Here is a 25,219-nt window from a genome sequence, read left to right on the forward strand (position 1 = left end):
AATTATGTCACAGTTTATAAAGATCTATCCTGAGAATCCAAGTGAGAAAGAGATAGATAAAGTGGTAAAGGTATTAAGAGATGGAGGATTAGTTATCTATCCAACGGATACTGTGTATGGATTAGGATGTGATATTTCGAATTCAAAGGCATTAGAGAAGATCGCTAAGATAAAAGGAATTAAGTTAGAAAAGGCTAATTTTTCTTTTATATGTCACGACTTGAGTAATATCTCTAATTATGTTAAGCAGATAGATACTTCTACTTTTAAGATACTTAAAAAGGCTTTACCGGGGCCATATACATTCATATTACCTGGAAATAATGACTTGCCTAAGGATTTTAAAAAGAAAAAGACGGTAGGTATCCGTGTTCCGGATAATAATATAGCACGAGAGATAGTGAAGAAACTTGGCAATCCTATAGTGTCTACTTCTATATATGATGAGGATGAGATATTAGAATATACTACAGATCCGGAGTTGATCTTTGAGAAATGGCAAAATATTGTAGATGTGGTTATTGATGGTGGATATGGAACAAATGAAGCCTCTACTGTAATCGATTTGTCAGGAGATGAACCAGAAGTAATCAGGGTAGGTAAAGGGGATACTGATATCTTCTAAAAGAATAGAGTAAAATTAAAGAACAAATAATTAACAAGGTTAATTTACAGTTGCAAAGCATATAAACTTAATTAAATTAGGGTTTTTCAAACTGAATTGTTATTTTTGTAACTGTTTAAATTAAAAGCTAAACGTATCACACTATGAATTTACATGAATTTCAAGGTAAAGAAATATTAGCTAGCTACGGTGTAAGAGTACAACGTGGATTAGTAGCTAACAACGCGGAAGAAGCAGTTGAAAAAGCAAAACAACTTACAGAAGAAACTGGAACAAGTTGGTATGTAATTAAAGCTCAAATCCATGCAGGAGGAAGAGGTAAAGGAGGAGGAGTTAAGTTGGCTAAAAACTTAGACGAAGTAAAAACAATCGCTGGTAACATTATCGGTATGGATTTAATTACTCCGCAAACTCCACCAGAAGGTAAAAAAGTTAATCGCGTATTAGTTGCTGAGGACGTTTACTACCCAGGAGAAAGTGAAGTTAGTGAGTTTTACATGTCTGTATTACTTGATAGAGCTAAAGGACGTAACATGATTATGTATTCTACTGAAGGTGGAATGGATATCGAAGAAGTTGCTGAAAATACTCCACACTTAATCTTTAAAGAAGAAATTGATCCTGCTGTAGGATTACAAGGATTCCAAGCTAGAAGAATTGCTTTTAACTTAGGATTATCTGGAAACGCACACAAAGAAATGGTTAAGTTCGTTGATGCTTTATATAGAGCATATATCGGAAGTGACTCTTCTATGTTTGAGATCAACCCAGTATTAAAAACTTCAGATAATATGATTTTAGCTGTTGATGCAAAAGTTACTCTTGATGATAACGCATTATACAGACAAAAAACATACGCTGAATACAGAGATACAACTGAAGAAAGAGCAATCGAAGTAGAAGCTAAAGAAGCTGGATTAAACTACGTAGATTTAGATGGTACTGTAGGATGTATGGTTAACGGAGCTGGATTAGCGATGGCTACTATGGATTTAATTAAGTATGCTGGTTTCGAACCTGCTAACTTCTTAGACGTAGGAGGAACTGCTGATGCTAAACGTGTTGAAATCGCTTTCCGTATTATCTTAAAAGATCCTAATGTAAAAGCTATTTTGATTAACATCTTCGGAGGAATCGTTCGTTGTGACCGTGTTGCTCAAGGAGTTGTTGATGCTTACAAAAACATGGGTGATGATATCCAGGTGCCAATCATCGTTCGTTTACAAGGAACAAATGCTGAATTAGCAAAAGAAATTATTGATCAATCAGGTATGCCAATCTTATCTGCTATCGCTTTCCAAGAAGCTGCAGACCAAGTTAAAGCTGCTTTATCATAATTGATTATAAAGTTATAGAAAAAGGCGAACTCACTGAGTTCGCCTTTTTTAGTATATCTCCTTTTCTGAAAAGATAGAGGGGAAATAAAAAAAGCTATTCAGTTTAGTGAATAGCTTTTTTTTTATTTTGATTTTTTACCATTGTTGAATTTAATTCCAGCTAATGGATGAGCTAAGTCCTTTTTGTTAAAAGTGCTTTTCTTTTTATTGTCTGCAGCAGATTTGTTAGCAGGCTTAGCGTAAGATTTACCTTTATTCTCAGTTTTCTTCTGTTCTTTAAAGGGCTTTACTTCAGCTTTATTAGATGTAAGTACTTCCGTTGGGTTTTTAGGATCTTCTTTAGTACCTCTTAAGTGGATAACTAATCCGTTTAAGAAGTTTCTAAGGATTTGATCTCCACATTCTACGTATTTAGGATGATCCTCATTTCTAAAAAGGCTTCCAACTTCAGCTTTCGAAATTCTAAAATCAACTAACTCTAGGATCTCTACTATTTGATCGTCGCGTAATTGTAAAGCGACTCTCAGTTTCTTTAATATATCGTTATTGTTCATTCAATGTCTTTTTGCAAAGGTAATTAAAATATCTACAGTTTGTCTTTTAAAGCTTTTATTTCATCTCTTAATCGTGCCGCATTTAAGAAATCTAGATCTTTTGCTGCTTTTTCCATGTCTTTTCTCTTGGTTCTGATGATTTTTTCAATATCAGCTTTAGTTTTATACTTCAGTGTCTCTTCTGCTGCTTGGAGAATAGATTCTTTTTGCAGATCCTCGTAAGATGCTTTTACTAATTCGCTAGAGATTTTTTTGACAATAGCTGTTGGGGTAATATTGTTGTTTTTATTATAGATCATTTGCTTTTCACGTCTGTAGTTTGTTTCGTCTATAGTACGTTGCATACTAGCTGTGATCTTATCTGCATACATAATAGCACGACCATTAACGTTTCTAGCAGCTCTACCGACCGTTTGGGTAAGTGATCTGTGACTTCTTAAGAAACCTTCTTTATCTGCGTCTAATATCGCTACAAGAGATACTTCAGGTAAGTCAAGTCCTTCTCTTAGTAAGTTGACTCCGATTAGTACATCAAATAGCCCTTTACGTAAATCTTGCATGATTTCAACACGTTCTAATGTATCTACATCAGAGTGTATATATCTACATCTAATACCTACACGGGTGAAGTATTTAGCTAATTCTTCAGCCATACGTTTGGTTAAGGTTGTAACTAAGATTCTTTCATCTTTTTCTACTCTTTTGTGTATTTCTTCGATCAAATCATCTATTTGATTTTCTGTAGGTTTTATTTCGATAATTGGATCTAATAGCCCTGTCGGACGTATTAGTTGTTCTACATATACTCCTTCAGATTTTTGTAGTTCATAGTCAGCAGGTGTAGCTGAGACATAAACTACTTGATTTTGCATGGCTTCAAACTCCTCAAATTTAAGTGGCCTATTGTCAAGTGCTGCAGGTAGTCTAAAGCCGTATTCTACTAGATTTTCCTTACGTGATCTATCTCCACCATACATTGCGTGGACTTGAGATACTGTCACGTGACTCTCGTCTATTACCATTAAATAATCATCTGGGAAGTAATCAATTAAACAGAAAGGGCGTGTTCCTTGTTCTCTACCATCTAGATATCTTGAGTAGTTCTCAATTCCTGAACAGTATCCAAGTTCTCTAATCATTTCAAGATCAAAGTTGGTGCGTTCTTCTAAGCGCTTAGCCTCAAGATGTTTTCCTATCTCTTTAAAATAGTCTACCTGCTTGACTAAGTCTTGTTGTATTTCCCATATTGCTGCTTGTAATACATCAGGTGATGTAACAAACATATTGGCAGGGTAGATTGTAAGATTAGTGTATTTTTCTATGACGGCAGATGTACTTGGATTAAAAACCTCAATATCTTCTATCTCATCTCCAAAGAAGTGTATTCTAAAAGGATTGTCTGCATAACTAGGGAACACTTCTACTGTATCACCTTTTATTCTGAATGTACCAGCAGTAAACTCAACTTCTGTTCTGGCATATAAGCTCTGAACTAAGCGGTGAAGTAGTTTAGTTCTGCTTATTTGTTGATCGACCTCTAAAGCGATAACATTTTTTTGAAATTCAACAGGGTTTCCTATACCATACAAACAAGAAACAGAAGCAACTACAATAATATCTCTTCTACCTGAGAGTAGAGCAGAGGTAGTGCTTAGTCGCATCTTTTCAAGCTCTTCGTTGATAGATAAATCTTTTTCGATATAAGTACCTGTAACTGGTAAGAAAGCCTCTGGTTGATAGTAATCGTAGTAAGATACGAAGTACTCTACTGCATTGTTTGGGAAGAAGCTTTTAAATTCTGTGTATAACTGTGCTGCTAAGGTTTTGTTGTGTGCTAGGATTAAAGTAGGTCTGTTTACTTCTTTAATTACATTAGCTATAGTAAATGTTTTTCCAGAACCAGTAACACCAACTAGTGTTTGGTATTTTTCATCAGCATTGATTCCTTCGGCTAGTTTTTTTATAGCTTGGGGTTGGTCACCTGTAGGGCTGTATTCTGAATTTAGATTAAATTTCATAGTTGCTTCAAATAAGTAATGCAAAGTTACTTATTATAAACAAAAAAAGCGCAAGAATAATCTTGCGCTTTAATATGATTAAATTGAATTCTAAAATTAGTTAATTTTGAAAACAACTTTTCTTGCAATTCTACGAGCTGCAGCTGAATCTTTAGATACAGCGTCATCAATTCCATTTCCTTTAGCAGAAACTTTAGATGAAGAAACTCCAGATTTAACTAAGATATCTTTAACTGCGTTAGCACGTCTTTCTGATAACTTGTTGTTGTAAGATTTGTTACCTACTGCATCAGCATATCCAATTACTTCTACAGAAGCATTAGGATTAGCTTTCATATAGTTAACGATGAAGTTGATTCCGTCAACGTTTGATGGTTGAGATTTGTCAAAATCAAAGTAAGCAGCTACATATCCTTTGTTGATTAATTCTTTAATCATGTTAGAATCAGTTCCTGCAACAGCTTGTTCTGGTTGATTACCATATTTCTCAGCGATGAAAGCTTCGATGTTATCAGCAATACCGTTGTTGTTTTTATCGATATTTCTACCTCTAGAATCAACTAAAGCTCCAGCTGGAGTGTTAGGCTCTAAGTCTAAGTAATCTGGCACACCGTCTCCATCAGAGTCAACAAGCATTCCTTCAACTTTAGTTACTCTACCTTCTAATTCAGCTAACATATTGTTTTCTGCTTCAGATTCAACATACCAGTCAGCATGTTGTCCGTTTTTACCTAAATAGATAGAAACTCCAACAGAAGCATTAAACATAGTTCCTTGAGCGATTGAACGCGTTGTAGCGTTTAAACCATCCCAAGTATTGTTTTGTTGTAAACTTTGAATAACTGTAAAGTCAGCGTTTAAAGCTACACGTGGGTGAACTTTAATTTGTCCTGTTAATCCAGCCATTAAGTGACCCATATTGTCTGTTCCAGACATTGCGTCTCCATTCATCCAAGAGTAACCTCCCCCTGCGTGAGCTTGAACGTTTAATACTTTAGTCCAAGATTCGAAGTTTAAAAGTCTTCCAACGTTAACAACTCCTTCTAAGCTTGTTCTGTAGTGGTTTGTGTTTAAATCAGCATCATTAGTCCAATTGTCTAATTTGTCGTATCCGAAAGATGCTTTAATACCAAACTTATTGTTTAAGCTATAACGTACACCTCCATCTAAGTGTAAGTTTTTGAATGTTTCAGCAGTATATCCTGAAGATAATACTCTAGCCGGTTTAGCAAACCCTCCATTTAAGTCAATAGACCATTTGTTGTAAGGACTTTGAGCATGAACAGCACCAAAAGCTAATACAGAAGCCAATAACGGTAATGTTAATTTTTTCATAGTTGTCTTTTTAATTTCCATTAAACGTGATTAAAACAATCACATTTTTTACTAATCGCTTATGAAGCAAATATAAGGCAAAGATTTGTATTAGAAAGAGAAATCGAAGTTTTTTTGTAAAAAGCTATATATTTTTTACATTTGTTTCATTAAAGATATGATATATGGGATATGTTTCAAAGATATTCGTTACTGTTGATGTGGTTTTGTTTAGAAAGTGTTCAAACATTTTGCAATTATTATTAATAAAACGCAAAAATGAACCATTTCGCGATTATTGGGCTCTACCTGGTGGTTTTGTTGACGAAAATGAGGATTTAGTTGTTGCCGCTAGACGTGAATTAGTTGAAGAAACGTCGATTGTTTACGAAGACCTTGTACAAATTAAAGCGTATGGAAAACCTTTTAGAGATCCGAGATCACATATGGTTACTGTTGCTTTCTATGGTGAGGTAGGAGAGGACATTGTTGGCAAGGCTGCTGATGACGCTAAAGAGTTAGCTTGGTTTAGTGTTGATGAATTGCCTGATTTAGCATTTGATCATTTGGATATTATTACAGATGCTATAAGTATCTACAAAAAAAAATAAGTCTATATAGACTTATTTTTTTTATGCTCTATTTTCTAAGAGTTTTTTCTCCATTACAAAAGTTCCAAATGGAATGACTGAAGCGATACAGATAAGCCCATATGTTTTTAAGCTCCATTTTTCATCTCCTTTTAGTACAGTAGCCATAACTATATATAGTATGAATAGCACTCCGTGTCCCATACCTACTATTCTTACCATCTCTGGTTGTTGCCACATATACTTTAATGGCATAGCGATAAATAATAACGCTAGTAATGATAGTCCCTCAAGCAGAGCGACAATTTTAAATAATTTAAGCATTCTTATTGAATTAGAAGTTTTAAGTATGCTAATATACTTTTATTATGATAACAAAAAAAGCCTAACAGCAAATCTGTTAGGCTTTTATATTTTGATTAACATTTACAATTAGAATGTAGATAAACGAGTGTTGTAATCTCTTAAATCTTCTAAGTTGTGTTTGTTATTAATGTCTTTGTATAAAGATAATAAGTACTGTAAGCTTTCTGTGTCATTTTTAGCTTCTTGCTCTGGCTTAGTAGCTCCTTCTTCTTCTTCAACTGGCTCGTCAGATGGAATAGCAATTAAAAATGCATTGTTGTTTTGAATGTGTTCGTATGCTAAACGAATAGACTTAACTAACACTGGTTTCTCTTCTAGTAAAGCAAACTCTCTTAGTTTTTGTAAATCTGCTACAATGTTTTCTACAACAAGACCATCAGCTATTAGATCTGACTGGATCTTTTTAATCAATTTTAAAGCATTTGCGTTTTCCACAGTAAATATCTTTTTAGTATAAAAAATTATGGTGCAAAAGTAATCTTTTTAGATGATTATAGTGAAATAAAAGATGAAATATTTTAATTGTTTTTATATAAATAACTTTAATAGTGTGTGTTATGGTTTGTTTTAGTAGTATAGTTTACTTCAAATTGTAAATAGGTTGTAGTATTTAAACAAAAAACCGCCCTTTTCAGAAGAAAAGTGGCGGTTTTTTTCAAACAAACTAAACCAAATTGTCTGTATCCTATAACTAGAATACGTATTCGTTAGTCTCTACCAATTTAGTTGCAATAGTTTCTCTAAGTGCATTTACATTTGGTAGGTTCACATATTTTGTAAATCTGCGTAGTCCCATTAACATCACACGTTGCTCATCACCTTCAGTGAAAGAAGATATACCCTCTTTTCCTTTTAATGCGATAACATCTACAGCGTGGTATAAGTATAATTGAGCCATAGCGATTTGTTCTTTAATATTTGCTTCTCCTTTAAGTTTAGCTAATTTCTCAGTTCTAAGGATACCACTTTCTGCCATATAGATTTCGATAAGCATATCTGAAGCAGCCATTAATAACGCTTGGTGTTTATCTAGTTCAGGTCCATATTTTTGAACCGCACTACCAGCTACCATTAAGAAAGCTTGTTTTAACTTGCTAATCATTTCTTTTTCTTCAGCGAATAATTCTGAGTAATCAGGTACGTCAAAGCTTGGGATACTCATTAGTTCATCAGCTACTTTCATAGCAGGTCCTAATAAATCTACGTGTCCTTTCATTGCTTTTTTGATCAACATACCTACAGTAAGCATACGGTTAATCTCATTAGTACCTTCATAAATACGAGATATACGTGCATCTCTCCATGCGCTTTCCATTGGTGTGTCTTCTGAGAACCCCATACCTCCGAAGATTTGTACACCTTCGTCTGCACAACTTTGAACGTCTTCAGAAACGGCAACTTTAAGGATAGAACATTCGATAGCGAATTCTTCTACTCCTTTTAATTCTGCCTCTTGGTGTGTATTACCTTCTGCGATACGTTGGTTGATACGCTCTTCTATAGCTGCAGCAGCTCTATATGATGCTGCCTCACCTACATAAGCATTAGTAGCCATTTCAGCTAATTTAGTACGGATAGCACCGAAAGATGAAATAGGTGTTTTAAACTGGATACGATCATTAGCGTATTTTACTGATTGTGTGATTAAACGACGTTGTGAATCTAAACAAGCAGCTGCTAATTTGATACGACCTACGTTTAATGCATTCATCGCTATTTTAAAACCATTTCCTCTTTCAGAAAGCATGTTTTCTACTGGAACTTTTGTTTCGCTAAAGAAAACCTGACGTGTAGAAGAAGCTCTAATACCTAATTTGTGCTCTTCTTCTCCTAAAGTAATTCCGTTGCTTGGATCGTTTTCTACGATAAATCCGGTGATATTTTTATCATCTTCAATACGTGCGAATACGATAAATACACTACAGAACCCTGCGTTAGAGATCCACATTTTTTGTCCTGTGATAGAGTAGTGCTTCCCATCAGCAGATAATACTGCTTTTGTTTTTCCAGAGTTAGCATCTGATCCTGCATCAGGCTCTGTTAAACAGTAAGCACCAAACCATTCTCCTGAAGCTAATTTAGGAACGTATTTTTGTTTTTGTTCTTCATTTCCATATAAGGTAATTGGCATAGTACCAATACCTGTATGAGCACCGAAAGCTGTTGAGAAAGAACCTGTCGCTCCAGAGATATAATCACATACTAACATTGTAGAGATGAATCCCATTTCTAATCCTCCGTAAGCTTCAGGAACTGCAACTCCTAAAAGTCCAAGTTCTCCTGCTTTACGCATAGATGATTCTGTGAATGCGTAGTCTTTTTTCTCAAAACGGTCTTTATTAGGCCATATTTCTTTGTCGATGAATTCTTTTACAGATTCACGCATCATTACTTGCTCTTCAGTGAAGTCCTCAGGAGTGAATATGTCTTCACATTTAGTTTCCTTTACTAAGAATTGACCTCCTCTAATGATATCTTTACTCATAATATATTTCTTTTATTTTGGTTAATAGCAATTTATAATAGTTCATAGATTCCAGCAGCACCTTGACCTGTACCGATACACATCGTTACCATTCCGTATTTAGAACCGCGGCATTTCATCTCGTCAAATAATTGTACTGATAGTTTAGCACCTGTACATCCTAACGGGTGACCTAATGCGATAGCACCACCATTTACGTTTACGATATCTGGATTAATCCCTAATTCTCTCATTACAGCTAATGACTGAGAAGAGAAAGCTTCGTTTAATTCGATTAAGTCGATATCTTTTAGTTGTAATCCTGCTTGTTTTAATGCTTTTGGAATTGCTTTTACAGGTCCGATACCCATAATACGAGGTTCAACACCTGCAGCAGCATAGTTTACCATACGAGCGATAGGCTCAATGTTTAACTCTTTTACCATTTCTTCTGACATTACCATCACGAAGGCAGCACCATCACTCATTTGTGATGAGTTACCCGCTGTTACTGATCCATCAGCTGCGAATACTGGTCTTAACTTATTTAATGCTTCGATAGAAGTACCAGCTCTTGGCCCTTCATCTTTTGTAACTGTATAAGATCTGCTATCTTTTTTACCTTTCTCATTAATGAATACCTCATTAATAGTGATTGGTACGATTTGATTGTCAAATTTACCATCTGCCTGTGCTTTAAGAGCTTTCATGTGTGAGTTATAAGCAAACACATCTTGGTCTTCACGAGAAATACCAAATTGATTAGCTACAGCTTCAGCAGTTAGCCCCATTCCCCAGTAGTAGTCTTCGTGACCTTCTTTTGCTACGCCATAGTCTGGAGTTGGCTTATATCCACCCATTGGGATATAACTCATACTCTCAGCACCACCAGCGATGATACAGTCAGCCATTCCAGCTTGTATCTTAGCTACAGCCATACCGATAGTTTCTATTCCAGAAGCACAGTATCTATTAACAGTTACACCAGGTACATCATCTATTTTTAATCCCATAAGAGAGATAAGACGTCCCATGTTTAACCCTTGTTCTGCCTCAGGCATTGCGTTACCTACCATAACATCATCGATACGAGTTTTGTCAAATTCTGGTAGTTTACTCATTAGATATTCGATCGTCTCAGCAGCCAGTTCATCAGGTCTTTTAAATCTGAACACACCTTTAGGGGCTTTACCTACGGCTGTTCTATATCCTTGTACTATATATGCAGTTTTCATATTTGTCTGTCGTTTTAATTGGTTAAAGATTAGTTTCTTAATGGTTTACCATTTTTCAACATATACTGAACTCTCTCTAAAGTTTTGCGTTCTCCACATAGTGATAAGAAAGCTTCTCTCTCTAGGTCTAATAAGTACTGTTCTGTAACGAAAGTTGGTTCTGATAAATCTCCACCAGCCATAACATACGCTAATTTATTAGCTATCTTACGGTCGTGTTCTGAGATGTATTTACCAGCTAACATACTATCTGTTCCTACTAAGAACATTCCTAATGCTTGACGACCAAGTACTTTAATGTCTTTTCTAAGAGCAGGTTGTGTGTATCCAGCTTGTGCCATTACTAAAGCCTCTCTTTTTGCTTGTGCAATTTGCAAGTCTTTATTTACGACAACTAAATCTTTTCCTTTTTGTAATATATTTAAGTCAAAAGCTTCTTGTGCAGATGTAGCTACTTTAGCCATACCGATCGTTAAGAAGTGCTCTTGTAGTGTATTTAATTCCACATCATTTTTGCGGTATAAATCAGCAGCTCTCACAGTCATCTCTTTAGAACCACCACCACCAGGGATAAGTCCTACACCGAATTCTACTAATCCGATATATGTCTCAGCAGCAGCGACTACTTTATCAGCATGTAAGCTCAACTCACATCCACCACCGAAAGTCATTCCATGAGGAGCAGCTACTACTGGAATACCAGAGTAACGCATTTTCATCATTGTATCTTGGAATGTTTTGATTGCGATGTTTAATTCATCCCAATCTTGCTCTGCAGCCATCATGAAAATCATCATAAGGTTAGCCCCAACAGAGAAGTTACTACCTTGGTTACCTACTACTAATCCTTGGAAGTCTTTCTCAGCGATTTCAACCGCTTTGTTTAATCCAGCTAATACTCCACCACCGATTGTATTCATTTTAGAGTGGAACTCTAAGTTCACAATACCATCTCCTAAGTCGATTAATGAAGCCTCACTATTACCCCATACTTTATTAGTAGCTCTAATATTGTCAAGGATAATGAAAGCATCTTGCCCTGGAATTGGTTCAAAAGCTTTTGTATTTTGGTTGTAGTACAGTTTTTTACCGTTTTCTACTTTATAGAAGCTTTTCGCTCCTGATGCAGCTAATTCTTTAACCCAGTCAGCTACTGTATATCCTTCTTTTTCTACTAAAGCGATACCTTTTTCGATACCTACTAAATCCCAAGTTTGGAATGGTCCATATTTCCAAGCATATCCTGTGCGCATAGCGTCATCGATAGGGAATAGGGTATCTGTGATTTCAGGAACACGTTGAGAAACATAAGCAAATAATGAAGCGAAGTGTTTTCTGATTAATTCACCAGCTTTTGTTTGATCTGCTAATAATAAAGCCAATTTAGCTTTCGTTCCACCAGCTTGTTTAGCTGTTTCTAAAACGGCTATTTTAGCGCGCTCTAATGGACGGTATTCTAATTTTTCTAAGTCTAATGCGTAGCGATTAGTCTTACCATCTTTATCAATCTCTTTATAGTAGAATCCTTTTCTTGATTTATCACCTAAGAATTTGTTCTCTAATAAGAAGTTTAATGGTTTGCTATCTTTCACTTGTTGAATCATTGCATCAGCAGGACAGTTTTGTTTTAGTCCATTTGTTACATTGATTGCTGTGTCAAGACCTACTAAATCTCCAAGTTTAAATGTACCCGTTTTAGGACGACCTAAGATAGATCCAGTTAATGTATCCGCTTCTTCTATAGTTAATCCTATTTCTTGAGCTAATTGCATTACCATAGCCATAGAGTATACTCCTATACGGTTACCGATAAATCCTGGTGTATCTTTACATAATACAGGTGTTTTACCTAAGTATAGGCTACTGTATTTTTGGAAGAATTCAAGTACCTCTGGAGCAGTTTGTGGGCCAGGGATAATCTCAAACAATTGTAAGTATCTTGGAGGGTTGAAGAAGTGCGTTCCACAGAAGTGTTTTTGGAAGTCTTCTGAGCGACCTTCTGCCATTAGTTTCATTGGAATACCTGATGTATTCGAAGTAATTAATGAACCTGGTTTTCTATATTTTTCTATCTGTTCGAAGACAGATTTTTTAATGTCTAATCTTTCGATTACAACTTCGATTACCCAGTCGTAATCTTTTATTTTTACTAAATCATCTTCTATATTTCCAACAGCGATGCGTGAAGCAAAAGCTTGTGAATAAATAGGAGCAGGTTTAGATTTAAGTGCATTAGCTAAGTGAGTACTCGCTATTTTATTTCTTACGACTTTACTTTCTAGTGTAAGTCCCTTTTTTTCCTCTTCAGGAGTTAATTCTCTAGGTACAATGTCAAGAAGCAATACTTCTAGTCCAATATTAGCAAAATGACAAGCAATAGCTGATCCCATTACACCAGATCCTACTACTGCTACCTTTTTAATTATTCTTTTCATATTTTATTGTTCTTTGGTTTCTATACTGTTATAACACTTGGATAAGATACGACAATTATTTGTCTTCAAATATACTTTTGTCGTTGATTAACTGATTGATAACTTCAGTTACTTCCATAAAGTGTTTGATTTTTTCTTCAGATATTTGTGCGTGTATTTTTTCATTAAAGCGTTTTACCTTTGCTTTTGAAAGCTCTCTCTTTTCTAAACCAAGAGGAGTAAGTTTAATGATTACACCACGACCATCATTAGGATTCTTCTCACGCGTGATCAATTTATTCTCTTCCAATTTTTTTAGTGTGCGTGTAAGACTAGTCGCTTCCATTCCCATATTAGGACCTAATAGAGTAGAGGGAGTCCCTTCTTTATCTATACTTAAAAGTGCAAACGCAAGCGACATCGTAGCATCGTATTTTGATGCTTCTTCATTGTACATTCTAGCTACTGCTTGCCATGTTGCTCTTAATACGTAATCGATTGTTGTGTTTTTCATATTGTATTGAATAATCCAAATATAAAAAAAAATAGTATGCACGCATACTATTTTTAAAATATTTATTCGTTAAGTGAGAATTTTTGTAATTAACCTCTATAAATTTTATCGTAAAGGTCTTGGTGTTTCGCTAAAATGATGCGTCTACGTAGTTTTAAAGTAGGTGTTAAGTGTTCGCTATCAATGCTCCAAACGTCCGGAGTAAGTTCAAATTTCTTAACTTGTTCCCATTTACCAAACTTTTTATTGATTTCTTCTACTTCTGCAGCTACACGTTCTATAACCTTAGGGTTTTTGACGATTTCTTCATTTGTAGTACCGATATCATATCTCTTGCGACGTGCCCATTCTTTTACGAAGTCAAAGTCTATCTGGATAAAGGCTGCAGGCATTTTTTCTCCTTCACCGATTACCATTATTTGCTCGATAAAACGAGATTGTTTCATCATATTTTCAATCATCTGTGGAGCTACATATTTACCTCCTGAAGTCTTGAACATTTCTTTTTTACGATCTGTAATGTGTAAGAAACCATCTTCATCTATCTTACCGATATCTTCTGTATGGAAATAACCGTCTTTAATAACGCTATTTGTTTTTTCTTCATCTTTAAAGTAACCTAACATTACATTAGGAGCTTTACATAGTATCTCACCATCTTCTGCTATTTTTACCTCTACATTGCTTAAAGGGCGACCTACTGTTCCGAATCTCAACCCACCATTACGAGCATCATTTACTGAAATAACAGGAGAAGTCTCTGTTAGACCATATCCTTCCATCACAGGAATACCTGCAGCGTTAAATACTCTAGATAAACGAGCTTGAAGTGGAGCACTACCTGAAACGATTATCTTCATTTCTCCTCCTAATCCTTCTTGCCATTTACTAAATACTAGTTTTCTAGCGATTTTTAATTGGAAGTTATAGAAAGCGCCTCTATTGTATGGTTCGTACTTAAACCCAAGCTCTAAAGCCCAGAAGAAAATACGTTTTTTAATCCCTGTTAATGAAGAACCTTTAGCGAATATTTTATCGTATACTTTCTCTAATAGACGAGGTACCACAGTCATTACGTTAGGGTTAACTTCTTTTAAGTTGTCTCCCATTTTATCGATAGACTCTGCGTAGTAAATAGATGTCCCTGAGAATTGGTATAAATAGATAAGCATTCTTTCGAATACGTGACATAGCGGTAGGAAACTAAGTGCTTTATAGTGATCTTCACGACCAAATGGAACGCGTTCCCAACTTCCTAATACGTTAGATAAGATATTGTTATGCGATAACATAACTCCCTTAGGTCTACCTGTAGTTCCTGAAGTATAGATTAGTGTAGCTAAGTGATCAGGAGTGATAGTATCTTTAATACGATCCACTTCTGCTTGAGTAGAAGTGTCGATACCTAAAGCAAGTATTTCATCAAAGTTCTTACATCCTTCGATTTTATCAAATGAACAAATACCTTTTAATTCGGGTAATTGATCTCTAACACTCATTAGTTTGTCATAAATCTCTTGGTCTGACACGACACAGTATTTTGCCTCAGAGTGACTAAGGATAAACTGATAATCTTCAGCTGAGATAGTAGGGTAGATGGGCACGTTCTGAGCGCCGATTTGTAATATACCAATATCTAAAAGATTCCATTTAGTTTGGTTATTAGCAGAGATGACAGCTATTTTATCATTCACTTGAATGCCTATGTTTAGTAAGGCACGTGAGACCATATTAGCTTTGTCTATATATTCCTGTGAAGATGTCTTTTCCCATACTCCGTTTACTTTAGTGACTAAAGCTTCCGCTAGAGGAAAATGTGCATTTTGGAAATAAGGAATATCAAAAAGTCTTGTAGGATTTACCATGTTATCATTAATTAGCTAACGCAAAGTACGAAAAAAATATATGATTTCCTCTATTTAATGTGTACTTGACAAGTTTTAAATATTTTGATTGCTATTCCTTTAGTTGATTTTCTTCTAAATTACATTATTCGTTATTCTAGTAAAATGCAGTTGAATTATATGTTTAGTTGTTAAGGTATTGATATTCAGTTGTTGTTTTTTATTTAAAATATGAAGAGTGAGGAGGTTTCTATATGATACATCGGTTAATTGGGGTAATTTAATTTTGAGAATAATTGCTTTTAGGTAGATAAAATAACCGTTATTGCTATTTAGATGGTGAGGTTATCTTGAAATTGAATTTATTCTATCCAATCTCCTTCATTAATGTTATATTTTAATTCGTAACTTTGTCATTCTAAATGTATCTGTATTTATTTATAAATTATTGATATTCATATAGTTCTGGATTGTATTTCTTTATACTTATCTCAAAACCTCCTTTTTTTTCCAATTATTATTTATGAAGTTGCTATCTTGCTTTGTGTGATTGCATAGTGATAGCATTATATCTGCATAGTGACTCCATTAAAATAACCTTTTTAATGGAGTCACTATGGACTCATTATGGACTCACTATGGACTCACTATGGACTCACTCCAAAGAAAACTGCACAGATACGCTTAAGTTATCTTATTAATTCGTGATTTAATTGTTTTAAAATTTGACCTAGAAGATGGGTCTGAAAAGTAGTGTGAAATTTGGTATTCAGTGTTTTGTAAATATACACAATAAAATGTATTATTTTGTTGTCTTTCAGTGTTTTATTAAACTCGTAAACAGTTTTAGCCAAATACTATAAGGCTATTCTACTTCATAATTCTTTTCGGTTAGATGTTTATCACTTATTCTAGGTAAAATACTGGGCAATAAATCTAAAAAAGCTTTGTTTTTAATAGGATAGATTGTCGAAAGTAGATAATTATACTAATTAGATATAAAATGCCTTATCTACTTCTATAATTCAGAGTAGAAATGATTAAGTTTGTGTTTCTATAAAAATGAATACTTATGATTTCTAATCGTTATCGATTAAATGAACTATTAGTAATGGGGTATAGATTGTTCTTGGCCTTTTTCTTTTATTTCATCGCTCGTACCTTATTTTATTTCTACAATAGTGATTTATTAAATGTGGATTCTTTCGGTCAGTTTATGGAGCTTGCGTACCATGGAATTACATTTGACAGGATGGCTATTTTTTATGTCAATCTACTGTTTATATTACTATCTATACTACCCTTGTTTATCAATACTAAAAAAGGATATCAGAAGGTGGTGTTCTATGCGTATATTATACCAAACTTGATTGCATATTCAACTAATTTTATTGACTTTATTTATTACAGATTTATCTATTCACGTACTACTATAGCGGTGTTCGACAGTTTAGAACACGAGTCTAATAAGGGACAGTTGTTTATGAATTTCTTAGTTAACTACTGGCATGTATTCATTATTTGTATTATATTATGCGTGGCATGGGTATACTTATATAAGCGAGTGAAGTTTACTAGATTTTTAAAAGTAGAGGCTAAAGGTGCTTACTGGATATTGAGTGTTATTATTATTATTTTGACAGGTGTAGGGGTATTAGCAGGTGTACGTGGAGATCTTAAGAAATCAACGCGTCCTCTAAATATCATAGATGCCAATAGATATGTTGAAAAACCTGAGCATGCAGATATTATTTTAAATACTCCATTTGCTATCCTTCGTACGTTAGGAACAACTAGTTTTAAGAAGGTAGAGTATATGGATGAAGCTACCCTTAATAAGTATGTGAGCAGTGTCAAACAGTATAATACAAATGAGGCGAGTACACCTAATATAGTATTGTTTATCACAGAAAGTTACGGTCGTGAGTATATTGGGGCTTTTAATAGGGATATGAATATTAAGGATTATAAGAGTTATACTCCATTTTTAGATTCATTATCGCAGCACAGTTTAATATTTCCTAATGCATTCGCTAATGGGTATAAATCTATACATGGTGTGTCATCTGTGATAGCGGGTATTCCTTCATTTAAAGATGCTTTTACATCATCACCTTATCCTAAACAGAAAATAGAATCATTAGTATCTACTTTAAAATCTAAGGGATATGATACTTCATTTTTCCATGGAGCACCTAATGGGTCTATGGGATTCTTAGGTTTTGGTAATATACTTGGGTATGATCATTATTATGGTAAGACAGAGTATAATAATGATGCAGACTTCGATGGAACTTGGGGGATCTGGGATGAACCATTCTTTAGATACATGAAGCAGACATTAAGTGAGAAAAAAAGACCTTTCTTTGCTACGTTATTTAGTGTGTCGTCACATGAACCATTTAATATTCCTGCAGAATATGAAGGTAAGTTTCCGAAGGGAAACCAACCTATTCATAAAACAGTTGGGTACACAGATTATGCATTTAAAAAGTTCTTCGAAGAGAGCAGTAAAGAGGCTTGGTTTAAAAATACCATCTTTATCATTACTGCAGATCATACTAATCAAATAGATTATGATATATATAAAGAATTAGTGAATCGTACAGCAGTGCCTATTCTAATATATACACCTGATGAACGTGTAAAAGGTGTAGATAAGCGACTAGCACAGCAGATAGATATTTATCCGACTGTATTAGATTTAATAGGGTATGATAAGCCATTTAGAAGTTGGGGACGCAGTCTAGTTAACGACACGATAACTACGCCTTATACAATAAACTATGGTGGTAATGAATATACATACCAAGAAGGAAATTATATCGTACGATTTAATGGAAAAGAGGTAACAGGATTCTACGATATCAATGACAAGGGACTTAAAACGAACCTTATCAGTAAGAAGAATAAAGAGATGGAACGTTTAGAGATGAAGACTAAAGCATTCGTACAAGACTATTTTACCCGTATCATCGATAAGAAATTAGATAAGTAAATAGACATTAATGTTGTAATTAAAAGAGCACCTTCAGTAGAGGTGCTCTTTTATTTTGGGAAACTCGCATTTTAACTGAAATGAGATTAATGAATTTTTAAAGTGAAATGTATTCGGTTAATGAGATGTGGTGATGTCTTTTGTTCATTATTATTCAATCCGTTTAAGAGTTTTTTTTTGTTCATTTTAATTAAAATTTTAATAAAAAATGGAGAATCACAAAGTTGTTCTAGGTTAAGGTTTTAGGGGTGGTTTTTGATTAAATTTGCTAGTGATAATTAACGATTCCCCACTCTAATATATGTTAACTAATAGATTCAGAACCCAAGAAATACTGGTGATGATATACCGATTATTACTAGCTTTTTTCTTTTACTTTATAGCTCGTTTTTTCTTTTATTATTATAATGCCGATTTATTAAACGTTACTTCAGTAGAACAATTTTTAGAACTGTCTTTTTATGCATTATCTTTTGATAGCATGTCTATTTTCTACATGAGTATATTGTTCATTTTGCTATCAATATTACCATTGTTTATAAATACTAAACCAAGCTATCAGAAAGTAGTGTTCTACAGTTATTTTATACCTAATTTACTTGCTTATGCTACTAACTATGTAGATCTTATATATTATCGTTTTATTTTATCTAGAACTACTATCAGTGTTTTTGATAGTTTAGAACATGAGAAGAATAAAGCAGTATTGATTTCTAATTTTTTAATTAATTATTGGTCAGCTTGGGCTTTATTAATTATTACTTCTATTCTTTGGATCTATTTATATAATAGAGTTAAGATTAAGTATTATGTAGTCGAATCTACCAAGCATTATTTATTAACTACTTTAATTATATTGCCTATCGCTGTTTTAGGAGTGGTAAGTGGAATAAGAGGGGGTTTTACAAAAAAAAGTAGACCTATTAATATAGTAGATGCAAATAGATATACAGCTAAACCTGAGCATGGAGATATTGTTTTAAATACACCTTTTGCTATTCTTCGTACCATAGGTAAGACTAGTTATAAGAAAGTGAATTTTATGGAACAGAAGATGCTTAAAAAGTATGTTAGTGGTGTGAAACAGTATGATGTGAATAAATCGAATACACCTAACATTGTTTTGTTTATCACAGAAAGTTACGGTCGTGAGTATATGGGTGCTTTTAATAAGGATATGAATATTAAAGATTATAAGAGTTATACTCCTTTTATAGATTCTCTTGCTCAGCATAGTTTGATTTTTCCTAATGCATTTGCTAATGGCTATAAATCTCTTCATGGAGTGTCCTCTATTATAGCAGGTATTCCTTCATTTGAAGAAGCATTTACATCATCCCCATATCCTAAACAAAAAATAGAGTCTTTAGTATCTACTTTAAAATCTAAGGGATATGATACTTCTTTCTTTCATGGAGCTGCTAATGGGTCTATGGGATTCTTAGGTTTTGGTAATATACTAGGGTATGATCATTATTATGGTATGTCAGAGTATAATAATGATGAGGACTTTGATGGGACTTGGGGTATCTGGGATGAGCCATTCTTTAGATATATGAAGCAGACATTAAGTGAGAAAAAAGGACCTTTCTTTGCTACATTATTTAGTGTGTCTTCACATGAACCATTTAAACTTCCTGCTGAATATGAGGGTAAGTTCCCTATGGGAAATTTACCTATCCATAAGACAATAGGGTATACGGACTATGCGTTTAAGAAGTTCTTCGAAGAGAGTAGTAAAGAGTCCTGGTTTAAAAACACTATCTTTATCATTACCGCAGATCATACTAATCAGATAGATTATGATGTATATAAAGAATTAGTCAATCGTACCGCTGTGCCTATTCTAATATATACACCTGATGAGCGTGTAAAAGGTGTAGATAAGCGACTAGCACAGCAGATAGATATTTATCCGACTGTATTAGATTTAATAGGGTATAATAAACCGTTTAGAAGCTGGGGAAGAAGTTTGATAAATGATAATAAAACTGTGCCTTATACGATAAACTACGGGGGTAATGAATACACTTATCAAGAGGGTAATTATATTGTGAGATTTAACGGAAGTGAAGTAACAGGATTCTATGATATCAATGACAAGGGACTTAAAACGAACCTTATCAGTAAAAAGAATAAAGAAATGGAGTTATTAGAGAAAAAATGTAAAGCCTTTATTCAAGATTATTTTGCCCGTATTATCGATAAGAAATTAGATAAGTAAAGAATAAGTAGAGGCGGAATACTCTTGCATCTTATTACAGTTGGCCTTAATAAAAGTTATGGCGCAGTATAAAACAACGAAGCACCTTATATAAGGTGCTTCGTTGTTTTTATTCGGTTAGGTCATTTTCCTTTAATAAAGCTTTTGCTTTTTCTAGGTTTTCTTCATTGACAAGTACGTTTACAGCTTTGCCGAGTGCGCCATATCCTGCTCCTATAGCTGAATCAATATCATCTCTTATAATATAAGAAATATCGTTCTCTTCTAAAAGATTTCTTACAGCAAGTACCATCATTTCGCTACCTGCAAATAGTTTTTTGTGACTCATAATTGTAATATTTATAACTAAGATATGACTTTTATTAAAAAGTAGTTTTAAGAATAGGTTAAAATTATTTTTAACACTTTTAATGGTTTGCTATTCAATAAAAAAGTATTATCTTAATAAAAGAATTAGAATTCTAAAGTAACATTGATGTATGTTGAAATACGAGATGAATTAAATAAGGATAATTTCATGTCAAAATAAAACATAGCATTTATGATGTATAATTTTAAAATGAAAAACACACCAAAGTGATAATGTAGGAAATTGTTATTTGGTTTAAGTTGATTTATTATTTAATAAATGAAGACGCTTATGAAAATTGATGAAACCAAGGCATTTAGTGAATTGACAAGTATAGCACAGACAATAGCAAATAAGAGTGCCTCTAGAAAGCAGATATCTGAAGCTGTAGTAATCGTTAAAAATATTGGATACGAGAAGTGGGCTAGTATTACTAATCTCCCCCCATTATGGCATGGTATAGTTAAAGAGTTGACGGTTTAGTAGACTCTTTAAAGTAGTGCTAAACTCAGTATTAGTATTAGCCAAATACTAGAGAGTAATTCTGCTTCGTAGCTTCTTCATTAGCTCTAAAAGCATATTATAAAGTGCTTTAATCTAATGTAGATTTATATCGTATAATTGCTTTTTGGTTATGTGTTTAGCACTTACTCTGAATAAAATAGTTAAGACTTCATTCGAAAACGAGTGAGGTCTTTTTTGTTTATATAAGATTAATGAGATAAAAGTATCCTTTTTGGATAAAAGTTGAATATAGTATTCTTAGCATAGTTAGTCTTATAATGGCTTATTCGGATAAACTTTAGTTGATATAGTGATAAAGAGTGAATATGGCGATTATATTTTACTTCCGTTTTCTGTAATATTATCAAGATATATTGTCAGATTAATGCATTTTTTTACTCGAAATAATAGAGAAGTATTACCGTAATGATCTATGAGAGGTATATTTTTTAATTATATAGTTTTTGTAAATTTTGTGAAAATTTTATTATAAGTTTGTTAGGTATTATTGTGGATTTTGTGTTGTTATTATTTAAAACATTGACAAATGTTGACAATTTTTACTTGTTGTGAAATGAATTAAAAAAATAAAGAAATGGCGATTAATTTAGTAAAGGGTCAAAAGATTGACATTGGGTTAAACAATTTAACTATCGGATTAGGATGGGATCCTAATGAAGGAACAGGTCACGATTTTGACTTAGATGCATCAGCGATTATGATCGATGGGCAACGTAAGTTAGTAACAGAGGAATACTTTGTTTTTTACAATAATTTAAAATCTCCTGATGGGGCATTAACTCACACAGGTGATGATCCTTCTGGAAATAGCAGTGATGGTGATGATGACGAAGCTATCGTTGTTGATTTAAGTAAAGTAGATAGCCGTGTAGAGGAAATCTTATTTGTTGTGACAATAGAAGGATTTAAAGAGCGTAGACAAAACTTCGGTCAAGTTAGAAACTCATATATCCGCATCGTAGATAATAATACAAGAGAAGAGATTGCGAAGTATGAATTAGATGAAGATTTCTCTATAGAGACAGGTATAGAATTCGGTAGATTATATAAACGAAACGGTGGATGGAAGTTTGAGGCTTCAGGTATAGGTTATCAGGCAGATTTAGGCTTCTTCTTAGAGAAGTATTACAGTGGAACGATTATTAAATAAAACATAATAAAAAATGGCTATTAATTTACAGAAAGGTCAAAAAATTGACCTAAGAAAAGAATCTGGAGAATCACTTGTTAATTTTTGTATGGGAGTTAACTGGGGAGCAATCGAAACTACTAAATCAGGACTATTTGGTTTTGGAACTAAAAAAGTTGTAGAGGATGTAGATTTAGATTTAAGTTGTATTATGCTTGATGCAACAGGTAATATAGTTGATTGGTTATATTCTCCGGATTATAACGCTTGGTTATCTAAGAATAACATTCCTCTAGGAAAATTACAGTCTTACGATGGAGCTCTTCGCCACAGTGGTGATGACCGTCAGGGAGATGTGGGAGGAGATGATGGATTAGATAATGAAGTTATCACTGTAGATTTGAGTAAAGTTAATTCAAATGTAGAAAAGATTTATTTCTTCATTAATATTTATTTAAATCAAGGACAGAACTTCGACTTTGCTCAAATACCATTTGCTAAAATCAGAATGTACGAGGGAACTCCATCACGTGTGAACAGTGTATTCTCTAACTATGATATCGTTACGGATAGTAACTATAGAGGGAAGAGAGCAATTATCTTAGCTAAATTATACAAGAAAAACGGAGAATGGAAGTTCGACGCTATCGGAGATGCTACTGATGATAACATGTTCGTACATACTATCGATAGAATTTCTAAAGATTATAAATAGAATATGGATATAGATTCTAGATCGTATAAGCATTATTCTTTTGATTTATGGTTAACCTTGTTTCGTTCACATCCTGAATTTAAAGCTAAGAGAGCTCATCTGTTTAGGGATTTCTTTTGTATAAAAGAGTCTATAGAGGAGGTTGTTAAAGTTTTGAGACACTATGATGTGTTGTGTAATAAGATCAATGAGACCACAGGTGGTAATATGGATACTTACGAGATGTATCTTCTGATACTAGGAAGGTTCGATATACAGCCAAGTCAACAAGAATTAGAATTGTTCTATGTAGAATCAGAAAAGTTGTTTTTTAATTATCCTCCTGTATTACTTAATCATTTTGTATCTGCGGATTTTTTAGCATTAAAGAATCGCGGCTGTACGCTGAATGTATTAAGTAATACTGGTTTTATCAAAGGGAGGACAATTAAAAAGTATTTAGAAGAGATTGGAATGCTTCAATATTTTGACTTTTTAATTTTTTCTGATGAAGTAGATCTATCTAAGCCAAACCCTAAGATTTTTAAGTTGGTTCGGGATCAAGTTAACCCTACTGTTATGAATAAGGAGATTATTCATATCGGGGATAACGAGGTGTCGGATTATCAAGGAGCTTTAGGAGCAGGGTTTAGTGCATATTTAATTAAATGATGATTAGTAGATACAGTTTACACAAAATAGATAATAACGAACAGTTTACATTTAGTCCATCGGATTATAGTGTTTTTAAGTTTGGGAATGTTCGCGTAGCAGAGCAGTTTGCTAAAGAACTTTTTGAAGGTTTTATAAAAGAATATGCTGATCAATTAATGACAGAGGAGATTTATATATTTCCTAGTCCATATATGGCTATTCCGACTGCGTCAAACTACCTGTGTTATTATTTTAAAATAGAGTTAGATCGGTATTTATTCTTAAAAGGGCATAGTTCGTCTAAATTGGGTAAAATACACCGAAAACAAACATATACAATAGATTACGGAAATCTATCATTCGAAGATAGAAAGAATTTAATAGCAAATGATACTTATTATATCGACAGGGAGCTGTTGAAAAATAAGCTATGTGTGTTTTTAGATGATATTAAGATAACAGGAAGTCACGAGTACACCGTTAAGAAGATTCTTAATGAATATGATGTACAAGGGAACTTCTTTTTTCTGTATTATGCTGAAGTGGTCAATCTAGATTTAGATCCGAAGATAGAGAACTTCTTTAATTACTATACCATAGCAGATGAAAAGTCATTGATAGAATTAGTGAACTCAAACAACTTTAAATTCAATACACGTGTGGTTAAATACATACTTAATCTGGCAGAAGATCAGTTTACTTATGTGTTTAATAACATAGCAGAGGAGAAGAAAAAGAAGCTTTTTGACTTGGCTATAAGCAATGATTATCATCAAATAGAAGAGTATCAAACAAATTTAAAAAAACTTTATTATGGCAATTAACTTACAAAAGGGGCAAAGACAAAATATTAATGCTCCTAAATTTACAATAGGTTTAGGATGGGATGTGAATGAAACATCTACAGGTGGTGCATTTGATTTAGATGCATCTGTGTTTTTATTAGGAGAGAATAAAAAGTTAGTATCAGATAGTCACTTTATTTTTTATAATAACCTAAAGAGCCCTGATGGATCAGTAATTCACACAGGAGATAACTTGACAGGAGATGGTGACGGAGATGATGAACAAATCAATATTGATTTAACTAAAATCGACTCAGCTGTAAATGAAATTATTGTAGTAGTAACTATTCACGAAGCTGAATCAAGAAAACAAAACTTCGGACAAGTAAGAAACTCATTTATCCGTGTGGTAGATTCAGGAAGTCAAGAAGAGTTGTTGAAATATGAATTAGATGAGGATTTCTCAATCGAAACAGCTGTTGAATTCGGTAGACTTTATGAGAGAAATGGAGAATGGAAGTTCGAAGCTGTTGGAAGTGGACAACGCGATGGACTAGGTGCTTATGTAGAGAAATTTCAATAAAAC

General features: G+C 33.6%; 22 protein-coding genes. 11 read left to right on the forward strand and 11 right to left on the reverse strand.

The genetic code is table 11. The annotated features are described in order from the left end of the window. Positions 1–4 precede the first annotated feature (4 nt). Both CF599_RS05605 and sucC read left to right on the forward strand, forming a co-directional pair. On the forward strand, positions 5–625 hold the full coding sequence (locus CF599_RS05605; protein ID WP_121965064.1) for an L-threonylcarbamoyladenylate synthase: 621 nt from the start codon (positions 5–7) through the stop codon (positions 623–625). Positions 626–768: 143 nt separating this feature from the next. Then, entirely contained in the window at positions 769–1,962 is a 1,194-nt protein-coding gene (sucC, locus tag CF599_RS05610) for an ADP-forming succinate--CoA ligase subunit beta (RefSeq protein ID WP_121965065.1), read from the forward strand. A 122-nt stretch (positions 1,963–2,084) separates the two neighbouring features. On the opposite strand, the gene CF599_RS05615 is transcribed toward sucC, so the two are convergent. From CF599_RS05615 to CF599_RS05625, 3 genes are all read right to left on the reverse strand, one after another. Beyond that, complete coding sequence (locus tag CF599_RS05615) at positions 2,085–2,516, reverse strand: DUF1456 family protein (protein ID WP_121965066.1); 432 nt, start codon at positions 2,514–2,516, stop codon at positions 2,085–2,087. A gap of 32 nt (positions 2,517–2,548) precedes the next feature. Beyond that, positions 2,549–4,534 (reverse strand): excinuclease ABC subunit UvrB, encoded by a 1,986-nt coding sequence (gene uvrB / locus CF599_RS05620; protein WP_121965067.1) that lies wholly within the window; start codon positions 4,532–4,534, stop codon positions 2,549–2,551. Between the two features lie 96 nt (positions 4,535–4,630). Next, positions 4,631–5,869 (reverse strand): OmpA family protein, encoded by a 1,239-nt coding sequence (locus CF599_RS05625; protein WP_121965114.1) that lies wholly within the window; start codon positions 5,867–5,869, stop codon positions 4,631–4,633. Positions 5,870–6,033: 164 nt separating this feature from the next. On the opposite strand from CF599_RS05625, the gene CF599_RS05630 reads away from it, so the two are divergent. Beyond that, positions 6,034–6,459, forward strand: a complete 426-nt coding sequence (locus CF599_RS05630; protein WP_121965068.1) for an NUDIX hydrolase — start codon at positions 6,034–6,036, stop codon at positions 6,457–6,459. Between the two features lie 21 nt (positions 6,460–6,480). Here CF599_RS05630 and CF599_RS05635 read toward each other — a convergent pair whose 3' ends face one another. From CF599_RS05635 to CF599_RS05665, 7 genes are all read right to left on the reverse strand, one after another. Further along, complete coding sequence (locus CF599_RS05635; protein ID WP_121965069.1) at positions 6,481–6,762, reverse strand: DUF3817 domain-containing protein; 282 nt, start codon at positions 6,760–6,762, stop codon at positions 6,481–6,483. 108 nt (positions 6,763–6,870) lie between these two features. Beyond that, positions 6,871–7,239: a hypothetical protein gene (locus tag CF599_RS05640; protein ID WP_121965070.1), complete on the reverse strand. Its 369-nt coding sequence runs from the start codon at positions 7,237–7,239 to the stop codon at positions 6,871–6,873. A 256-nt stretch (positions 7,240–7,495) separates the two neighbouring features. Further along, entirely contained in the window at positions 7,496–9,289 is a 1,794-nt protein-coding gene (locus tag CF599_RS05645) for an acyl-CoA dehydrogenase family protein (protein ID WP_121965071.1), read from the reverse strand. Between the two features lie 32 nt (positions 9,290–9,321). Beyond that, entirely contained in the window at positions 9,322–10,503 is a 1,182-nt protein-coding gene (locus CF599_RS05650) for an acetyl-CoA C-acyltransferase (protein ID WP_121965072.1), read from the reverse strand. 29 nt (positions 10,504–10,532) lie between these two features. After that, positions 10,533–12,938 (reverse strand): 3-hydroxyacyl-CoA dehydrogenase/enoyl-CoA hydratase family protein, encoded by a 2,406-nt coding sequence (locus CF599_RS05655; protein ID WP_121965073.1) that lies wholly within the window; start codon positions 12,936–12,938, stop codon positions 10,533–10,535. A gap of 55 nt (positions 12,939–12,993) precedes the next feature. Then, positions 12,994–13,431: a MarR family winged helix-turn-helix transcriptional regulator gene (locus CF599_RS05660; RefSeq protein ID WP_121965074.1), complete on the reverse strand. Its 438-nt coding sequence runs from the start codon at positions 13,429–13,431 to the stop codon at positions 12,994–12,996. Positions 13,432–13,520: 89 nt separating this feature from the next. Further along, positions 13,521–15,296, reverse strand: a complete 1,776-nt coding sequence (locus CF599_RS05665) for a long-chain fatty acid--CoA ligase (RefSeq protein ID WP_121965075.1) — start codon at positions 15,294–15,296, stop codon at positions 13,521–13,523. 1,051 nt (positions 15,297–16,347) lie between these two features. Here CF599_RS05665 and CF599_RS05670 point away from each other — a divergent pair. After that, positions 16,348–18,273 (forward strand): LTA synthase family protein, encoded by a 1,926-nt coding sequence (locus CF599_RS05670; RefSeq protein WP_121965076.1) that lies wholly within the window; start codon positions 16,348–16,350, stop codon positions 18,271–18,273. Between the two features lie 301 nt (positions 18,274–18,574). Beyond that, entirely contained in the window at positions 18,575–20,497 is a 1,923-nt protein-coding gene (locus CF599_RS05675) for an LTA synthase family protein (protein ID WP_121965077.1), read from the forward strand. Positions 20,498–20,606: 109 nt separating this feature from the next. Here CF599_RS05675 and CF599_RS05680 read toward each other — a convergent pair whose 3' ends face one another. Beyond that, the gene (locus CF599_RS05680) at positions 20,607–20,825 is read right to left on the reverse strand and encodes a DUF2007 domain-containing protein (protein WP_121965078.1); all 219 of its coding nucleotides are present in this window, start codon (positions 20,823–20,825) and stop codon (positions 20,607–20,609) included. Positions 20,826–21,137: 312 nt separating this feature from the next. Between CF599_RS05680 and CF599_RS05685 the strand changes: the two genes are divergently transcribed. From CF599_RS05685 to CF599_RS05710, 6 genes are all read left to right on the forward strand, one after another. Then, on the forward strand, positions 21,138–21,329 hold the full coding sequence (locus CF599_RS05685; RefSeq protein ID WP_121965115.1) for a hypothetical protein: 192 nt from the start codon (positions 21,138–21,140) through the stop codon (positions 21,327–21,329). Positions 21,330–21,945: 616 nt separating this feature from the next. Next, positions 21,946–22,521, forward strand: a complete 576-nt coding sequence (locus CF599_RS05690; protein ID WP_121965079.1) for a TerD family protein — start codon at positions 21,946–21,948, stop codon at positions 22,519–22,521. Between the two features lie 13 nt (positions 22,522–22,534). Then, positions 22,535–23,215 carry a TerD family protein gene (locus CF599_RS05695; RefSeq protein ID WP_121965080.1) on the forward strand — a complete coding sequence of 227 codons (681 nt, stop codon included), beginning with the start codon at positions 22,535–22,537 and terminating at the stop codon, positions 23,213–23,215. 3 nt (positions 23,216–23,218) lie between these two features. Further along, positions 23,219–23,866, forward strand: coding sequence for an HAD family hydrolase (locus CF599_RS05700; protein WP_121965081.1), 648 nt, complete (start codon positions 23,219–23,221; stop codon positions 23,864–23,866). Further along, on the forward strand, positions 23,866–24,672 hold the full coding sequence (locus CF599_RS05705; protein ID WP_121965082.1) for a phosphoribosyltransferase family protein: 807 nt from the start codon (positions 23,866–23,868) through the stop codon (positions 24,670–24,672). The genes CF599_RS05700 and CF599_RS05705 overlap by 1 nt, the downstream gene beginning before the upstream one ends. Beyond that, the gene (locus CF599_RS05710) at positions 24,662–25,216 is read left to right on the forward strand and encodes a TerD family protein (protein ID WP_121965083.1); all 555 of its coding nucleotides are present in this window, start codon (positions 24,662–24,664) and stop codon (positions 25,214–25,216) included. The genes CF599_RS05705 and CF599_RS05710 overlap by 11 nt, the downstream gene beginning before the upstream one ends. Positions 25,217–25,219: the final 3 nt, after the last annotated feature.

Source organism: Myroides sp. N17-2, from assembly GCF_002286775.1.
GTDB lineage: Bacteria > Bacteroidota > Bacteroidia > Flavobacteriales > Flavobacteriaceae > Flavobacterium.

What these genes read in the sequence shown, in the direction of transcription:
- CF599_RS05605 (WP_121965064.1), top strand. Translation starts at nt 5, where the DNA reads ATGTCACAGTTTATAAAGATCTATCCTGAGAATCCAAGTGAGAAAGAG.
- sucC (WP_121965065.1), top strand. Translation starts at nt 769, where the DNA reads ATGAATTTACATGAATTTCAAGGTAAAGAAATATTAGCTAGCTACGGT.
- CF599_RS05615 (WP_121965066.1), bottom strand. Translation starts at nt 2,516, where the DNA reads ATGAACAATAACGATATATTAAAGAAACTGAGAGTCGCTTTACAATTA.
- uvrB (WP_121965067.1), bottom strand. Translation starts at nt 4,534, where the DNA reads ATGAAATTTAATCTAAATTCAGAATACAGCCCTACAGGTGACCAACCC.
- CF599_RS05625 (WP_121965114.1), bottom strand. Translation starts at nt 5,869, where the DNA reads ATGAAAAAATTAACATTACCGTTATTGGCTTCTGTATTAGCTTTTGGT.
- CF599_RS05630 (WP_121965068.1), top strand. Translation starts at nt 6,034, where the DNA reads ATGGGATATGTTTCAAAGATATTCGTTACTGTTGATGTGGTTTTGTTT.
- CF599_RS05635 (WP_121965069.1), bottom strand. Translation starts at nt 6,762, where the DNA reads ATGCTTAAATTATTTAAAATTGTCGCTCTGCTTGAGGGACTATCATTA.
- CF599_RS05645 (WP_121965071.1), bottom strand. Translation starts at nt 9,289, where the DNA reads ATGAGTAAAGATATCATTAGAGGAGGTCAATTCTTAGTAAAGGAAACT.
- CF599_RS05650 (WP_121965072.1), bottom strand. Translation starts at nt 10,503, where the DNA reads ATGAAAACTGCATATATAGTACAAGGATATAGAACAGCCGTAGGTAAA.
- CF599_RS05655 (WP_121965073.1), bottom strand. Translation starts at nt 12,938, where the DNA reads ATGAAAAGAATAATTAAAAAGGTAGCAGTAGTAGGATCTGGTGTAATG.
- CF599_RS05660 (WP_121965074.1), bottom strand. Translation starts at nt 13,431, where the DNA reads ATGAAAAACACAACAATCGATTACGTATTAAGAGCAACATGGCAAGCA.
- CF599_RS05665 (WP_121965075.1), bottom strand. Translation starts at nt 15,296, where the DNA reads ATGGTAAATCCTACAAGACTTTTTGATATTCCTTATTTCCAAAATGCA.
- CF599_RS05670 (WP_121965076.1), top strand. Translation starts at nt 16,348, where the DNA reads ATGATTTCTAATCGTTATCGATTAAATGAACTATTAGTAATGGGGTAT.
- CF599_RS05675 (WP_121965077.1), top strand. Translation starts at nt 18,575, where the DNA reads ATGTTAACTAATAGATTCAGAACCCAAGAAATACTGGTGATGATATAC.
- CF599_RS05680 (WP_121965078.1), bottom strand. Translation starts at nt 20,825, where the DNA reads ATGAGTCACAAAAAACTATTTGCAGGTAGCGAAATGATGGTACTTGCT.
- CF599_RS05685 (WP_121965115.1), top strand. Translation starts at nt 21,138, where the DNA reads ATGAAAATTGATGAAACCAAGGCATTTAGTGAATTGACAAGTATAGCA.
- CF599_RS05690 (WP_121965079.1), top strand. Translation starts at nt 21,946, where the DNA reads ATGGCGATTAATTTAGTAAAGGGTCAAAAGATTGACATTGGGTTAAAC.
- CF599_RS05695 (WP_121965080.1), top strand. Translation starts at nt 22,535, where the DNA reads ATGGCTATTAATTTACAGAAAGGTCAAAAAATTGACCTAAGAAAAGAA.
- CF599_RS05700 (WP_121965081.1), top strand. Translation starts at nt 23,219, where the DNA reads ATGGATATAGATTCTAGATCGTATAAGCATTATTCTTTTGATTTATGG.
- CF599_RS05705 (WP_121965082.1), top strand. Translation starts at nt 23,866, where the DNA reads ATGATTAGTAGATACAGTTTACACAAAATAGATAATAACGAACAGTTT.
- CF599_RS05710 (WP_121965083.1), top strand. Translation starts at nt 24,662, where the DNA reads ATGGCAATTAACTTACAAAAGGGGCAAAGACAAAATATTAATGCTCCT.